15 protein-coding genes and 1 tRNA gene are annotated in these 15036 nt (G+C 68.8%); 9 read left to right on the top strand and 7 right to left on the bottom strand.

Translation table 11 applies throughout. The features are described from left to right. Positions 1-17: 17 nt before the first annotated feature. The 6 genes from D571_RS0108965 to ispB form a co-directional block, all read right to left on the bottom strand. Complete coding sequence (locus tag D571_RS0108965) at positions 18-407, bottom strand: RidA family protein (RefSeq protein ID WP_018936348.1); 390 nt, start codon at positions 405-407, stop codon at positions 18-20. A 52-nt stretch (positions 408-459) separates the two neighbouring features. Continuing rightward, positions 460-2643 carry a bifunctional GTP diphosphokinase/guanosine-3',5'-bis pyrophosphate 3'-pyrophosphohydrolase gene (gene spoT / locus D571_RS0108960; protein WP_018936347.1) on the bottom strand — a complete coding sequence of 728 codons (2184 nt, stop codon included), beginning with the start codon at positions 2641-2643 and terminating at the stop codon, positions 460-462. Positions 2644-2652: 9 nt separating this feature from the next. Continuing rightward, the gene (gene rpoZ / locus D571_RS0108955; protein ID WP_018936346.1) at positions 2653-2928 is read right to left on the bottom strand and encodes a DNA-directed RNA polymerase subunit omega; all 276 of its coding nucleotides are present in this window, start codon (positions 2926-2928) and stop codon (positions 2653-2655) included. Positions 2929-2931: 3 nt separating this feature from the next. Then, complete coding sequence (gmk, locus tag D571_RS0108950) at positions 2932-3576, bottom strand: guanylate kinase (RefSeq protein ID WP_018936345.1); 645 nt, start codon at positions 3574-3576, stop codon at positions 2932-2934. Positions 3577-3643: 67 nt separating this feature from the next. Beyond that, positions 3644-3720, bottom strand: a tRNA-Pro gene (locus D571_RS0108945). A gap of 63 nt (positions 3721-3783) precedes the next feature. Further along, a complete protein-coding gene (gene ispB, locus D571_RS0108940; protein WP_018936344.1) occupies positions 3784-4752 on the bottom strand; it encodes an octaprenyl diphosphate synthase in 969 nt (322 codons plus the stop codon). A gap of 197 nt (positions 4753-4949) precedes the next feature. Between ispB and rplU the strand changes: the two genes are divergently transcribed. From rplU to proB, 4 genes are all read left to right on the top strand, one after another. Continuing rightward, positions 4950-5261, top strand: a complete 312-nt coding sequence (gene rplU / locus D571_RS0108935; RefSeq protein WP_018936343.1) for a 50S ribosomal protein L21 — start codon at positions 4950-4952, stop codon at positions 5259-5261. Positions 5262-5295: 34 nt separating this feature from the next. Beyond that, positions 5296-5556: a 50S ribosomal protein L27 gene (gene rpmA, locus D571_RS0108930; protein ID WP_018936342.1), complete on the top strand. Its 261-nt coding sequence runs from the start codon at positions 5296-5298 to the stop codon at positions 5554-5556. An 81-nt stretch (positions 5557-5637) separates the two neighbouring features. Beyond that, complete coding sequence (cgtA, locus tag D571_RS0108925) at positions 5638-6690, top strand: Obg family GTPase CgtA (protein WP_018936341.1); 1053 nt, start codon at positions 5638-5640, stop codon at positions 6688-6690. Then, positions 6687-7805 (top strand): glutamate 5-kinase, encoded by a 1119-nt coding sequence (gene proB / locus D571_RS0108920; RefSeq protein ID WP_018936340.1) that lies wholly within the window; start codon positions 6687-6689, stop codon positions 7803-7805. The genes cgtA and proB overlap by 4 nt, the downstream gene beginning before the upstream one ends. A gap of 120 nt (positions 7806-7925) precedes the next feature. On the opposite strand, the gene rpsT is transcribed toward proB, so the two are convergent. Further along, complete coding sequence (gene rpsT, locus D571_RS0108915) at positions 7926-8192, bottom strand: 30S ribosomal protein S20 (protein WP_026287738.1); 267 nt, start codon at positions 8190-8192, stop codon at positions 7926-7928. 167 nt (positions 8193-8359) lie between these two features. Here rpsT and D571_RS0108910 point away from each other — a divergent pair, with 167 nt between their 5' ends. From D571_RS0108910 to lspA, 5 genes are all read left to right on the top strand, one after another. After that, a complete protein-coding gene (locus D571_RS0108910) occupies positions 8360-8887 on the top strand; it encodes a DsrE family protein (RefSeq protein WP_018936338.1) in 528 nt (175 codons plus the stop codon). A 112-nt stretch (positions 8888-8999) separates the two neighbouring features. Continuing rightward, positions 9000-10559 (top strand): murein biosynthesis integral membrane protein MurJ, encoded by a 1560-nt coding sequence (gene murJ / locus D571_RS0108905; protein ID WP_018936337.1) that lies wholly within the window; start codon positions 9000-9002, stop codon positions 10557-10559. 51 nt (positions 10560-10610) lie between these two features. Beyond that, positions 10611-11609, top strand: coding sequence for a bifunctional riboflavin kinase/FAD synthetase (ribF, locus tag D571_RS0108900; RefSeq protein ID WP_018936336.1), 999 nt, complete (start codon positions 10611-10613; stop codon positions 11607-11609). A gap of 77 nt (positions 11610-11686) precedes the next feature. After that, positions 11687-14530, top strand: a complete 2844-nt coding sequence (gene ileS / locus D571_RS0108895) for an isoleucine--tRNA ligase (RefSeq protein ID WP_018936335.1) — start codon at positions 11687-11689, stop codon at positions 14528-14530. Continuing rightward, a complete protein-coding gene (gene lspA / locus D571_RS0108890) occupies positions 14527-15024 on the top strand; it encodes a signal peptidase II (protein WP_018936334.1) in 498 nt (165 codons plus the stop codon). The genes ileS and lspA overlap by 4 nt, the downstream gene beginning before the upstream one ends. Positions 15025-15036 lie beyond the last annotated feature (12 nt).

Below are 15036 nucleotides of genomic sequence, written 5' to 3'. Positions count from 1 at the left end.
CTCCGGGATGCGGGGCCTCAGCCCCGCGGGCACCAGGCGATGGCGTCCATCTCCACCTGCGCGCCCTTGGGCAGGGAGGCCACGCCGATGGCCGCGCGCGCCGGGTAGGGCTCGCTGAAGTACTCGGTCATCAGCTCGTTGACCAGCGGGAAATGGGTCAGGTCGGTGAGGTAGATGTTGAGCTTGGCGATGTCGCCCAGCCCGGCGCCGGCGGCGTCCAGCACCGCGGCGAGGTTGTCGAACACCTGGCGGATCTGCGCCTCGATGCCGTCCTCGACCAGCTCCATGGTCGCTGGGTCCAGCGGGATCTGCCCGGACAGGTACACGGTGTCGCCGGTACGCACGGCCTGGGAATAGGGGCCGATGGCGGCCGGCGCGGCTTCGGTCTGGATCACTTCGCGGGACATGGGATCTCCTGATAACTGTGCGCCATAACGATGCGCCGGGCACCTTACCGCATCAGCCGCGCGGGCGGGAGATCTTCAGGACGTCGGGCAGGCGCCGCAGCATGCGCATGATCTGCGCCAGGTGCTGGCGGTCGCGCACGGTGAGCAGGAAGGTCATCGCGGTGGTGTGCCCGTCCTGCTCGTTAAACGAAATGTGCTCGATGTTGGAGCCCTGATCGGCGATGTTCGCGGCCATTTCAGCCAGCGCCCCGCGCCGGTTGGCGGTGCGCGTGCGGACCGCGGCGGTGAACTGCAGTCCCGGCTCGTGTGACCACTCGAGGTCGATCACGCGATCGGGGCGCTCGCGGCTCTCGTGCAGGTTGCGGCAGCTCTCGCGGTGCACGACCAGGCCGCGCCCGGCACTCAGCTGCCCGACGATGGGATCCCCGGGGATGGGATAGCAGCAGCGGCCGTAGTTCAGCACCATGCCCTCGGTCCCGCGGATCGCCAGGGACTGCCGACCACCCTCGCCATCGCCCTCCCCCTCGGCGGGCTCGGCGGCCTCCATGCCCGTCAGCTGGCGCGCGACCAGGCCGGCCATGCGGTTGCCCAGTCCGATCTCCACCAGCAGGGCGTCGAGATCGTTCAGCTGCATGGTGTCCAGCAGCTGATCCAGTTGCGCGGGGGAGATCCGGGCCAGGCTGGAGTCGAGTGCGGCGAGGGCCTTCTCCAGCAGCCGCCGGCCGAGGGCGCGGGCCTCGTCGGCCTGCATCGACTTCAGGCAGTGGCGGATGCCGCTGCGCGCCTTGCCGGTGACCACGAACGACAGCCAGGCGGGGTTGGGTCGGGCGCCCGGTGCCGTGACGATCTCCACGGTCTGGCCGCTCTGCAGCTGGCTGGAGAGCGGTGCCAGCTGGCGGTCGATCTTGGCCGCCACACAGCGGTTGCCGACATCGGAGTGCACCGCGTAGGCGAAATCCACCGGAGTCGCGTTGCGCGGCAGCACCAGGATGTCGCCGCCCGGGGTGAAGGTGTAGACCTCGTCGGGGAACAGGTCGACCTTCACGTTCTCCAGGAACTCGATCGAGTTGCCCACGCTGTTCTGGATCTCGAGGACATCCTTCAGCCATTCGCGCGCGCGGCTCTGCGCGGTCTGCGCCAGTTCGCCGCCGGCCTTGTACTGCCAGTGGGCGGCGATCCCGCTCTCCGCCACGCGATCCATCTCGGTGGTGCGGATCTGGATCTCGATGGGGATGCCGTGCGGGCCGAACAGGATGGTGTGCAGCGACTGGTAGCCGTTGGACTTGGGGATCGCGATGTAATCCTTGAAGCGGCCCGGCACCGGCTTGTACAGGTTGTGCACCACGCCCAGCGAGCGGTAGCAGGTGTCGACGTCGTCCACCACGATGCGGATGGCGAACACGTCGAACACGTCCTCGAAGGAGTGGCGCTTCGACCGCATCTTGCGGTAGATGCTGTAGAGCGACTTCTCGCGTCCGGAGATGCGACCCTCGATGCCCGCAGCCTCCATGCGCGAGCAGATCGCCTGTTCGATGTTGCGCATCGGCTCGCGGCGGTTGCCGCGGGCTTCGCGCATGGCCTTCTCCAGCACCGCCGCCCGCCAGGGATGCTTGGCGGTGAAGCCGAGGTGCTCCAGCTCGCGGCGCATCGCGTTCATGCCCAGGCGCTGGGCGATGGGGGCGTAGATTTCGAGGGTCTCGTTGGCGATGCGCCGCTTCTTGTCCGGGCGCATCACGCCCAGGGTGCGCATGTTGTGCAGCCGGTCGGCCAGCTTGATCAGGATCACCCGGATGTCGCGGGTGATCGCCAGCATCATCTTGCGGAAGTTTTCCGCCTGCGCCTCGGCCTTCGACTGGAACTGCAGGTGGGTCAGCTTGGAGACCCCGTCGACCAGCTCCGCCACCTCCTGGCCGAATTCGGCGTGGATGCGGTCCTTGCTGGTCGGGGTGTCCTCCATTACGTCATGGAGGATGGCCGCGCAGATCGCGCGGTCGTCCATGCGCATCTCGGCCATGGTGCGGGCCACGGCCAGCGGGTGATAGATGTACGGCTCGCCGGTCTTGCGGGTCTGACCGTCGTGGGCCTCGGCGCCGAACAGATACGCGCGATAGACCTCCTCGACCTGGTCGGATTCCAGGTATGCCTCCAGCTCAGCGCACAGGTCACTGATCAGGAAACGGGTGGAGTCCGCCGAAGCCGAGGAGACGGCCCCGGGCGCGGAGAGCCCAGCGGCCATGGGTGCGACCTACCGTTCGTCGGCTTCGAGCTGTTCCAGGTGCCGGATCGTGGAGAAATCCAGCATCTGGTTCTGCGGGCGCTCGTCGTGCTCGTCGAACACCTCGGCCCCGACCTCGCCGGCGGCGATCTCGCGCAGCGCGATGACCGTCGGCTTGTCGTTGTTCTCGGGGAGCCGCGGCTCCTTGCCGTGGGCGATATGACGCGCGCGACGGGCGGCCATCATCACCAGCTCGAAGCGGTTGTCGACTTTCTCGAGGCAGTCCTCGACGGTAATACGGGCCATGGGCTAGCTCCGGATGTTGCGTGTCAAATTGGTCAGGACCTCCGCCGAGCGGATCTCCTGCTCCACCGTGCGCAGCCGGTTGGAGCGGAAGATGCTGGCGAGATCCCGCAGGGCCTGATCGAACTCCGCGTTGACCACGGTGTAGTCGTACTCGCGGTAGTGCGTGCAGTCCGACTCGGCATCGCGCAGGCGCCGTTCGATCACCTCTTCACTATCCTGACCACGCCCGCGCAGCCGGCGTTCCAGTTCCGTGCGCGAAGGCGGCAGGACGAAGATCGAGCGGCAGTCCGGCACCGCCGCGCGGACCTGACGGGCACCCTGCCAGTCGATCTCCAGGATCACGTCGCAGCCCGCCTCCAGGCGCTCGTTCACGCTGGCCAGCGCGGTGCCGTAGAAGTTGTCGAACACCTTGGCGTGTTCCAGCAGTTTGCCGTCCTCGATCATGCCGAGGAAGGTTTCCGCGGAAACGAAGTGGTAGTCGACGCCGTCGACCTCGCCGGGGCGGGGCTGGCGCGTGGTGTGCGAGACCGAGACCTCGACGTCGTCCACGCTTTCCAGCAACGCGCCGACCAGACTGGTCTTGCCGGCACCGGACGGTGCGGAAACGATGTACAGCGTGCCACGTGCGGGCCGGTTGGAAACGGTCATGCTGGCGTCCGCCAAAGGAGGGACCGGGCGGTGCCGGATGCGCCGCCCGACCGGACAAATCGGGAAATGGTCGGAGTGAAAGGATTCGAACCTTCGACCCCTGCCTCCCGAAGGCAGTGCTCTACCAAGCTGAGCTACACTCCGACACTGAGCTGGGTATTGTGCCGCGTTCATCCGGGGTTGTCCATGCCCCGGGCGAACGTGGTTTCAGTGGTCGCGCCCCACCGCGAAGCGGGCGATATCCACCAGCGCGCGGCGGTGGTCGTTTTCCGGGAGATCGGCGATCGCGGCGATCGCGGCGTCGGTCTCTGCCTCCGCCCGTGCACGGGCATACTCCAGTGCCCCGGTGGAGCGCATCGCCGCCAGCACCGCCTCGGTCTCCTCGCGCCCGCCTTCCTCGATCGCCCGGCGCACCACCGCCTTTTCGCTCTCGCTGCCCTCGCGCAGTACGTGGATCAGCGGCAGGGTCGGCTTGCCCTCGGCGAGGTCGTCACCCAGCTGCTTGCCGGTCACCTCCGGGTCGGCCGAGTAGTCGAGCACGTCGTCGATCAGCTGGAAGGCGGTGCCCAGGTGCATGCCGTAGCGTGCCAGCGCGGCCTCGTCGTCGGCGTCGCGCTGCGCGAGGATCCCGCCGATCTGGCAGGCGGCCTCGAACAGCTTGGCGGTCTTCGACTGGATCACGTCCATGTAGCGCGTCTCGTCGACATCGGCGTCGTGGCAGTTCATCAGCTGCATCACCTCGCCCTCGGCGATCACGTTAGTGGCGCGCGAGAGGATCTCCATCACCCGCATCGAGTCGATCTCGACCATCATTTCGAATGCGCGGGTGTAGAGGAAGTCGCCCACCAGCACCGCGGCCTCGTTGCCGAAGATGTGGTTCGCGGTCTCGTTGCCGCGGCGCATCTCGGAGGCGTCCACCACGTCGTCGTGCAGCAGGGTCGCGGTGTGGATGAACTCCACCAGCGCCGCCAGCGTGACGTGCTTGTCGCCCTGATACCCGCAGGCACGGGCGGACAACGTCGCCAGCAGCGGGCGCAGCCGCTTGCCGCCACTGTGGATGATGTAGTTGCCGAGCTGGTTGATCAGCACCACCGGCGAGCGGAGCCGCTCTCGGATGCAGGTGTCGACTGCCTGCATGTCTTCGGCAGCGAGCTCTCGGATGGTCTCTATGGACATGCGGTTCGGCAGGCCGGTGAGGGTGGGGGTGATGGAGGCAGCCCGGCATGCTAGAAAGGGGGTTGCGGGGTGTCAAGCAATCCCGGGCCCTGTGGCGTTGACCGTCCGACCCCGTGCTGCTAGCATTGCCGCCCTTTCGCGAGACCAGTTCATCAGCACCTGGTCCACACAGGTCATCGCAACGGAGTCCCAGGGAAATGTACGCGATCATCGCAACAGGTGGTAAACAGTACCGCGTCGCCGAAGGCGACGTGATCCGCATCGAAAAGCTCGACGCCGAAGTCGGTTCCGAGGTCGATTTCGACCAGGTGCTGATGGTGGGTGCGGGTGACGATGTCCGCGTCGGGGCCCCGGTGGTCGATGGCGGCAAGGTCACCGCCAAGGTCGAGGATCACGGCCGCGGCGACAAGGTCCGCATCATCAAATTCCGGCGCCGCAAGCACAGCATGAAGCAGGCGGGCCACCGGCAGCACTACACCACCGTGCGCATCACCGGCATCGCCGGCTGAGCTGCGGCACGACAGTACTCGGGAGAACGAGAACATGGCACACAAGAAGGCAGGCGGCAGTTCCAAGAACGGGCGCGACTCAGAGAGTAAACGCCTTGGCGTGAAGCGCTTTGGCGGCCAGGTCGTGCGCGCCGGCAATATCCTCGTGCGGCAGCGCGGCACGCAGTATCATCCCGGCGAGAACGTGGGTTGCGGCAAGGATCACACGCTGTTCGCCAAGGTTGACGGTCAGGTCGTCTTCAAGAAGGGCGGTCGTTTCAACCGCCGTTTCGTGACGGTCCAGCCGCAGCAGTAATCCGGCTGGCCGCTACGCGGATCGCCGTAAAGCCCCGTTCTGCGGGGCTTTTTTCGTTTCTACCCCCTCCGGAGGCGCAGGATGCAGTTCATCGACGAGGCGAATATCGTGGTCAAGGCCGGCGATGGCGGCGATGGCTGCGTGAGCTTTCGCCGCGAGAAATACATCCCCTTCGGCGGGCCGGATGGCGGCGACGGCGGGGACGGGGGTTCGGTCTGGCTGGTCGGGACCGAGCGCCTGAATACCCTGGCCGACTTCCGTTACCAGAAGCGTTTCGATGCCCCGCGCGGGCAGAACGGCATGGGCCGCAACCGCACCGGTGCGTCCGGCGAGGACCTCGAGATCGCCGTTCCGGTGGGAACCGTGGTGCGCGACGCGGAGACCGACGAGCTGCTGGGGGACATTACCGCCGACGGCCAGCGCCTGCTGGTCGCCCAGGGCGGCTATCACGGCCTCGGCAACACCCGCTACAAGAGCTCCACCAATCAGGCCCCGCGCCAGAGCAAGCCCGGTACCCCGGGCGAGCAGCGCCGCCTGCAGCTGGAGCTTCGGGTGCTGGCGGACGTGGGCCTGCTGGGCCTGCCCAACGCAGGCAAATCCACCCTGCTGTCGCGCGCGTCGGCGGCGCGCCCGCGGGTGGCGGATTATCCCTTCACCACCCTGCATCCGCAGCTGGGCGTGGTGAGCGTAGGGCCCAACCAGAGCTTCGTCATGGCCGACATCCCCGGCCTGATCGAGGGGGCCGCCGAGGGCGCCGGACTGGGTACCCGCTTCCTCAAGCACCTGGGCCGTACCGAGCTGCTGCTGCATCTGGTGGACGTCGCGCCCCCGGATCCGGAGGCCGACCCGGTGGCCGACATGCAGGTTGCGCTCAACGAGCTGCGCCAGCACAGCGAGGAGCTCGCGGGGCGCCCGCGCTGGCTGGTCCTGAACAAGTGCGAACTGCTGGACGAGGCGGACCTCCAGGCCCTGGCCGACCGGATGCAGGCGGCGGATGGCGGTGACGTGCCGCAGTACCGGATCTCCGCCGCCACCGGCGACGGGGTGGACGGGCTGCTGCAGGCCGTGATGCGCGAGGTCGAGCGCCGCCGCAGCGAGCCCGCGGAAGGCGATGTCGCGGAGGGTAATGCATGAGCCGGGCCCTGCCGCGGGCGCGGCGCGTGGTGGTCAAGATCGGCAGCGCGCTGATCACCGCCGACGGCGCCGGCCTCGACCGCCCTGCCCTGCAGGCCTGGGCGCACCAGATGGCCGCGCTGCGCGAGCAGGGCCTGGAGGTCATCCTGGTCTCCAGCGGAGCGGTGGCCGAGGGCATGCATCGCCTCGGCATGACCGAGCGCCCGCATCAGTTGCACCGCCTGCAGGCCGCGGCGGCCGTGGGCCAGATGGGGCTGGTGCAGGCCTACGAGCGGGAATTCGCCGCGCATGGTCTGCACGCGGCGCAGGTCCTGCTCACGCACGACGACCTCGCCGACCGCGAGCGCTACCTGAACGCGCGCTCCACCATGCAGGCCCTGCTGACGCTGGGCACCATCCCGGTGGTCAACGAGAACGATACCGTCGCCTACGAAGAGATCCGCCTGGGCGACAACGACACCCTGGCGGCACTGGTCGCCAACCTGGTGGTCGCCGATCTGCTGCTGATCCTGACCGATCAGGAGGGGCTGTTCGACGCCGATCCGCGGCGCAACCCGCAGGCGCGGCGCATTGCCGAAGGGCGCGCGTCGGATACGACGCTCCAGCAGTACGTGGCCCCGGAGTTCGGGCGCCTGGGTCGCGGCGGCATGGCGACCAAGCTGTTTGCCGCCGAGCGCGCCGCGCGCTCCGGCACCCACACCGTGATCGCCTCGGGGCGCGAGGAACGCGTGATGGCGCGCGTACTGGCCGGCGAGGACGTGGGCACCTGGCTGCAGCCGGATCGCGAGCCGATGGCCGCGCGCAAACGCTGGATTGCCGACCAGCTGCATTCGCGCGGCGTGCTGCATCTGGACGAGGGCGCCGCGCGGGTGCTGCGCGAGTCCGGGCGCAGCCTGCTGGCAGTGGGGGTGTCCCGGGTCGAGGGAGATTTCCGGCGCGGCGAAGTGGTGACCTGCGTGGCCCCGGACGGGGTCGCGGTGGCCCGCGGGCTGGTCAACTATTCCGCCACCGAGGTCGAGCGCATCCGCGGGCTGCGTGCCGACCAGATCGAGGGGGCGCTGGGATACCAGTTCGAGCCGGAACTGGTGCACCGCGACAATATGGTCCTGCTGTAGCCGCTTTCAGCGTCGATCATCCACGCAAACGGGCCCGCCCCTCGCAAGGGGCGGGCCCGTTCTGTTTTTGCGCGGCTCGCTGCAGCCCCGGACCTGCGCGCAGGTCCGAGTCATCAGCGATCAGCTCTGCAGTGCGCGGATCCGCTGGTTCAGGCGGCTCTTGTGCCGGGCCGCCTTGTTCTTGTGGATCAGGCCCTTGTTCGCCGTCTTGTCGATGATCGGCACCGCCTGGCGATACGCCTCGCGGGCCGCCTCGACGTCTCCCTTGCGCAGCGGCTTGAGGACCGCCTTCATGTAGGTGCGGAAACGCGACCGCAGCGCCATGTTGTGGGCGCGGTTCTTGACAGCCTGTCGGGCCCGCTTGCGGGCAGAAGCAATATTCGCCAAAACTCTATCCCTCGCGTTCTTCGCCGGGTTCTTTGAAAGGCGGCAAAGCATACCCGGGGCGCCGGTCAGGGTCAAGCGAAGCGGTGCTGGCCGGTAATACAAGCAAACCGGAATGGATTCCCGTGTCCCGCGCGTCTACATTGCAGGCATCACAACAAGAAAGGAGCATGGAGATGAGTCATTCCGCTACCCGCACGACCCTGTTTCCCGGGCTTGTCCTGGCCCTGCTGGCGCTGTTCGCCGCCAGCCTGGTGCTCGCCCCGCAGCAGGCGCGCGCCTTCGAGCCCGACGCGAAGGTCGTCTATCACGCCGATTTTGCCGATCCGCGGCGCCTCTCGGCGATGATCGGCAGCATCAACAACATGGTCATGCACTACGAGAACGAGTTCATGGAAGCGGACGTGCGCATCGTGTTCGTGTCGCACGGCATCCGTTTCCTCACCGAGGACAACCTGGAAGGCACCCCGTTCGAGGCCGACGAGGAGCTGCTGGAAGAGCGGGACAGCCTGCAGAGCCGTCTGCGCAACCTGGCCAATACCTACGATGTGAAGCTGGAGCTGTGCGACATCACCCGCAGCGAGGTCGGGCTGGCCGAGGACGAGCTGATGGACGGCGTGGACCTGGTGCCCTCCGGCGTGGTTCGCATCGCCGAACTGCAGAACGAGGAAGGCTTCGCCTACCTGAAGATCGAGTAACCCCCTTCCCGATGGCGACCCGTGGTTCCCACGGGTCGCCATGGCCGCGCCTTGCGGCGGCCGAGTCGGTTACACTCCGGGCCGCCTGTTTCCCCTGGGGCCCGGCTTCCGCATGAACCGACTGTTCCGTTCCACCGCCGTGGTCAGCGGCATGACCATGATCTCGCGGATCATGGGCTATCTGCGCGACATGGTACTGGCGGTGACCTTCGGCGCCAGCGCGGCCACCGACGCCTTCTTCGTCGCCTTCCGCATCCCCAACTTCCTGCGCCGGCTGTTTGCCGAGGGGGCCTTCAACCAGGCCTTCGTGCCGGTGTTCGCCGAATTCCGCGAGAAGCGCGGGCGCGAGGCCCTGCGCGATCTGCTGGACCATACCGCCGGGGCGCTGCTGGGCGCGGTGGCCATCGTCACGCTGCTGGGCATCCTGGCGGCCCCGGCCCTGATCTGGATCTTCGCCCCCGGGCTGGCGCAGGAGGCAGGCCGCCAGGACCTGGCCGCGGACATGCTGCGGATCACCTTCCCGTATCTGCTGTTCATCTCGCTGACCGCGATGGCGGCGGGCATCCTCAACAGCATCGGGCGCTTCGCGGTGCCGGCTTTCACCCCGGTGTTCCTCAACCTCGCGCTGATCGCCGCGGCGCTGTGGCTGGCGCCGATGTTTGCCGAACCCGTGGTCGCGCTGGCCTGGGGCGTGTTCATCGCCGGGGCGCTGCAGCTGGCCTTCCAGATCCCGTTTTTGTGGCGCGCGGGGCTGCTGCCGCGGCCGCGTTTCCGCCGCGCACACGAGGGCGTGCGCCGGATCGTCAAGCTGATGCTGCCGGCGATCCTCGGGACCTCGGTGGTGCAGATCAACCTGCTGGTGGACACCCTGATCGCCTCGTTCCTGGTGGCCGGGTCGATCTCCTGGCTGTATTTCGGTGATCGCTTCGTCGAGCTGCCGCTGGCGCTGTTCGGCATCGCCATCGGAACGGTGATCCTTCCCCGCCTGGCGAAGCAGTTCAACGAGGAGCGCCCCGAGGCCTTCGGCCGGACTCTGGACTGGGCCCTGCGCCTGGCGATGCTGGTGGCCCTGCCGGCGATGGCCGGGCTGGTGGTGCTGGCGGTGCCGATCCTCGCCACGCTGATCCAGTACCAGGAGTTCAGCCAGTTCGACACCTACATGACCGCGATGGCGCTGTCCGCTTACGCCCTCGGGCTGCCCGGCTTCATCCTGATCAAGGTCCTGGCGCCCGGTTTCTTCGCGCGCCAGGACACGAAGACCCCGGTCCGCATCGCGATCATCGCCATGCTCTGGAACATGCTGCTGAACGGCCTGTTCGTGCTGCCGTGGTATCTGTCCGGGGTCCCCGGGGCGCATGCCGGGCTGGCGCTGGCGACCTCGGCCTCGGCCTATATCAATGCCGGGCTGCTGTATCGCGGCCTGGTGCGCGAGGGGATCTATCACCCGGGGCCCGCCCTGTGGCGGCTGCGCTACGGGCTGCCGGCCGCGCTGGCCGTGATGGTGGCGGTGCTGGTGTTCCTGTCGCCAGCGCTGGACGCGTGGACGGACTGGTCGATACCCGAGCGCGGGACCGCGCTGAGCGGGCTGATCCTGGCCGGGGTCGCCAGTCTCGGGGTGACCCTGTGGCTGGCCGGGCTGCGGCCGCGGCATTTCCTGCTGCGGGAGGCCTGATCTCGGGACCTGCGCCGGGTTATACTCGCGCTTTTGTCTGGATGCGGGGCGATGCGGCTGATTCGAGGGCTGGGAAGGCCCGACGGTACGGATTCCGGGCTGACTGCGGTACGCGGCGCCGTGGTGACCATCGGCAACTTCGATGGCCTGCACCGCGGGCATCAGGCGGTGGTCGACCGCCTGCTGGCGGCTGCGCGCGAGCATGACGCGCCGTCGGTCCTGATGACCTTCGAGCCGCTGCCGCGCGAATATTTTGCCGAGCATGCCGGGGCGCCTACGCCGCCGGGCCGGCTGCAGCGCCTGCGCGACCGTCTGGTGACCCTCGACGGTCGCGGTCTGGATGCCGCCTGGGTGCTGCGTTTCGATGCCCGCCTGGCCGGCCTGCCGGCGCGCGACTTCCTCGAGGAGGTCCTGTACCGGCGGCTGGGCGCCTGCCACGTGCTGGTGGGCGACGACTTCCGTTTCGGCCGCGGGCGCGAGGGCGACAACGAACTGATGCGCAGCGAAGGTGCGCGGCTGGGCTTCAGCGTGGAGTCCACGCCCACCGTCAGCGATGGCGACGGGCGCATCAGCAGTACCCGGGTGCGTGCGGCGGCGCGCGAGGGCGGATTCGACGAGGTCGCGCGGCTGCTGGGGCGCGCCTACCGGCTGCACGGGCGGGTTGCGCATGGCGACCGTCTGGGGCGCACCATCGGCTTCCCCACCGCCAACGTGCGCCTGGGCCGCTGGCCCATGGCGCTGCGCGGGGTGTATGCCGGCTGGCTGCATGGCGCGGGCGGCGAGCCGCTGGCCGCGGTGGCGAACATCGGCTGGCGGCCCACGGTGCAGGGCAACGAGCAGCGTCTGGAGATCCACGTGCTGGATGCCGCGCCCGATCTCTACGGCATGCGCGTGGCGTTCGAGCCGCGTGCCCTGGTGCGCGGCGAACAGCGCTTCGACGGGCTGGACGCGCTCAAGGCGCAGATCGCGCGCGATGCGGAGGCCGCCCGCGCCTGCCTCGCGGACGACACCCCGGGCGCCGTACCGGGCAACGGGCCCGGCGCCCGCTGAACCGACCGCCGCCGAAACACGGACCCGAATCCACCATTCCACAAGCAACCGGCCCGCGGGGCCCATCCGGAAAAGCCATGGCCAAGAAACAGGCACCGCCGAATCCCTACAAGGATACGCTCAACCTGCCGCAGACCGCGTTCCCCATGCGGGCGAACCTGGCGAAGCGCGAGCCGGAATGGCTGGAGCAGTGGCGCGCGGAAGACCGCTACCGCCGCCTGCGCGAGCACTGCGCCGGGCGCCCGCGCTTCGTGCTGGCCGACGGCCCGCCGTACGCCAACGGCTCCATCCACGTGGGGCATGCGGTCAACAAGATCCTCAAGGACATCATCGTCAAGAGCCGCACGCTGGCGGGTTTCGACGCCCCCTACGTGCCGGGCTGGGACTGCCACGGGCTGCCGATCGAGCTGCAGGTGGAGCACAACATCGGCAAGCCCGGCCACGAGGTGGACGCGGCCGCGTTCCGCGAGGCCTGCCGTGCCTACGCCGCCGAACAGGTCGCCGGCCAGTCGGCCGATTTCCAGCGCCTGGGCGTGCTGGGCGACTGGGACCACCCGTACCTGACCATGGACTATCAGGTCGAAGCGGACACCGTGCGTGCGCTGGCGCGCATCTACGAACGCGGCCACGTGCAGATGGGCGAGAAGCCGGTGCACTGGTGCGTGGACTGCGGCTCCGCGCTGGCCGAGGCCGAGGTGGAGTACGAGGACAAGATCTCCCGCGCGATTGACGTGCGTTTCCGCGTGGTGGACGACGTGGATCTGGTGCGGCGCTTCTCCGGCGCCGATGCCGACGGCCCGGTGAGCGTGGTGATCTGGACCACCACGCCGTGGACCCTGCCGGCCAACCAGGCGGTGGCGGTGCATCCCGAGCTGGACTACGCGCTGGTGGAGGTGGAGCACGAACGCCTGCTGCTGGCGGAAGAACTGCTGGAGGACTGCCTGGCTCGCTACGAGCTGGGCGAAGGCCGTGTGCTGGCGCGGGTGAAGGGCGCGGCGCTGGAAGGCCTGATGCTGCAGCACCCGTTCCTCGAGCGCGAGGTGCCGCTGATCCTGGGCGACCACGTGACCACCGAGGCCGGCACCGGCTGCGTGCACACCGCGCCCGGCCATGGCCAGGACGACTACACGGTGGGCCTGCAGTACAGCCTGCCGGTCGACAACCCGGTGGGCCCGGACGGGGTGTTCGTGGAGGGCACGCCGCATTTCGCCGGGGAGAACGTGCACCAGGCCAACGGCCACGTGATCGACGTGCTGAGCGAGCATGGCGCGCTGGTGGTCGCGCGCAAGCTGCACCACAGCTATCCGCACTGCTGGCGGCACAAGACCCCCATCATCTTCCGCGCGACGCCGCAGTGGTTCATCAGCATGGAGCGCGCGGAACTGCGCGCCGATGCCCTGCGCGCGATCGACCAGACCCGCTGGATGCCGGAATGGGGGCAGGCGCGCATCCACGGCATGGTCGCCGGGCGGCCCGACTGGTGCATCTCGCGCCAGCGCCACTGGGGCGTGCCCATCCCGTTCTTCCTCAACCGCAAGACGGGCCGCGTGCATCCGCACACCCCCGAGCTTACCGAACAGGTGGCGCAGCGCATCGAGCAGGAAGGCGTGGAGGCCTGGTTCCGCCTCGACCCGGCCGAACTGCTGGGCGACGAGGCAGAGGAATACATCAAGCTCACCGACACCCTCGACGTGTGGTTCGACTCCGGCGTGCTTCACAGCACGGTGGTGGAGAAGCGCCCCGAGCTGGGCGGCCTGCCGGCGGATCTGTTCCTGGAGGGCTCGGACCAGCACCGTGGCTGGTTCCAGTCCAGCCTGCTGACCAGCGTGGCCATGCGCGGCGAGGCGCCCTACCGCGGGGTGCTGACCCACGGCTTCACGGTGGACGAGAACGGCGAGAAGATGTCGAAGTCGCGGGGCAACGTGGTCGCGCCGCAGGAAGTGGTCTCCACCCTGGGCGCGGACATCCTGCGCCTGTGGGTGGCCGCGACCGACTTCTCCGGCGAGATGGCGATCTCCGACAACATCCTCGAGCGCACCGCCGACGCCTACCGCCGCATCCGCAACACCATGCGCTTTCTGCTCGGCAACCTCAGCGGCTTCGACCCGCAGCAGCACGCGGTGCCGCTGGACGAGCTGCTGCCGCTGGACCGCTGGATCGTGGCGCGCGCGCTGCAGGTGCAGGAACAGGTCACGCGTTCGTACGACGAGTTCCTGTTCCACCCGATCTACCAGCGGGTGCACAACTTCTGCTCGGTGGAGCTGGGCAGCTTCTACCTCGACGTGATCAAGGACCGCCAGTACACCACCCCGGCGGATTCGCACGCGCGGCGCTCGGCGCAGACCGCGCTGTACCACGTGGCCGAGGCGCTGACCCGCTGGATCGCGCCGATCCTGACCTTCACCGCCGAGGAGATCTGGGAGCTGCTGCCGGGCGAGCGCGCCGACTCGGTACTGTTCGCCACCTGGTACGAGGGCCTGGCCCCGCTGCCGGATGACGCCGCGTTCAGCAATGCCGACTGGGACCGCATCCTCGAGATGCGCACCCACGCGGCCCGCGCGCTGGAGACCGCCCGCAACGAGCAGCGCATCGGCGCCTCGCTGACCGCGGAGATCGACCTGCACGTGCCGGCCGACGCCGCAGTGCGCGGCCCGCTGGAGCGCCTGGGTGACGAACTGCGCTTCGTGTTCATCACCTCGGAGGTGCGCCTGCGGCCCGAACCCGCGCCGGACGACGCGCACACCGCCACCCTGGGCGACGGCACCGCGATCGGCGTGGTGGTGCACCGCAGCGAACACGCCAAGTGCGTGCGCTGCTGGCACCTGCGTCCCGACGTGGGCGAGAACCCGGCGCATCCGGAGCTGTGCGGGCGCTGCGTGACCAACGTGGAGGGGCCGGGCGAGACCCGGCGGTTCGCGTGAGGCTGCCGGGGCGTTCCGGACTGGCTCCCGGTCTGGCGCTGGCCGCGGTGGTGCTGGTCCTCGACCAGATCACCAAGTTCTGGGCCGAGCGCGCGCTCACCCAGTTCGCCTCGGTGGAGGTGACGCCGTTCTTCAACTTCACCCTGCTGTACAACCCGGGCGCGGCCTTCAGCCTGCTGGCGGACGCCGGCGACTGGGGCCGTTGGCTGCTGTCCGGCATCGCGATCGCCGCCGGGGTGCTGATCACCGTGTGGCTGGCCCGCCTGCCGCGCCATGCCTGGCTGACCATCGCCTCGCTGGGGCTGATCGTGGGCGGGGCCATCGGCAACCTGGTGGACCGCCTGCGCATCGGCAAGGTGGTCGATTTTCTCGATTTCCACTGGGCCGGGCATCACTGGCCCGCCTTTAACGTGGCGGACATGGCCATCACCGTGGGCGCGGTGCTGCTGATCGTGGCCGCCTTCACCGAGGGCGAGGCCACCCGCCGCGACTGAATCGAACTGGAG

Origin of the sequence: Thioalkalivibrio sp. ALJ24 (assembly GCF_000377785.1) — a bacterium.
Taxonomy (GTDB): domain Bacteria; phylum Pseudomonadota; class Gammaproteobacteria; order Ectothiorhodospirales; family Ectothiorhodospiraceae; genus Thioalkalivibrio.
Note: the sequence above shows the minus strand (reverse complement) of the source record. Positions and strands in the feature narration are given on the sequence as shown.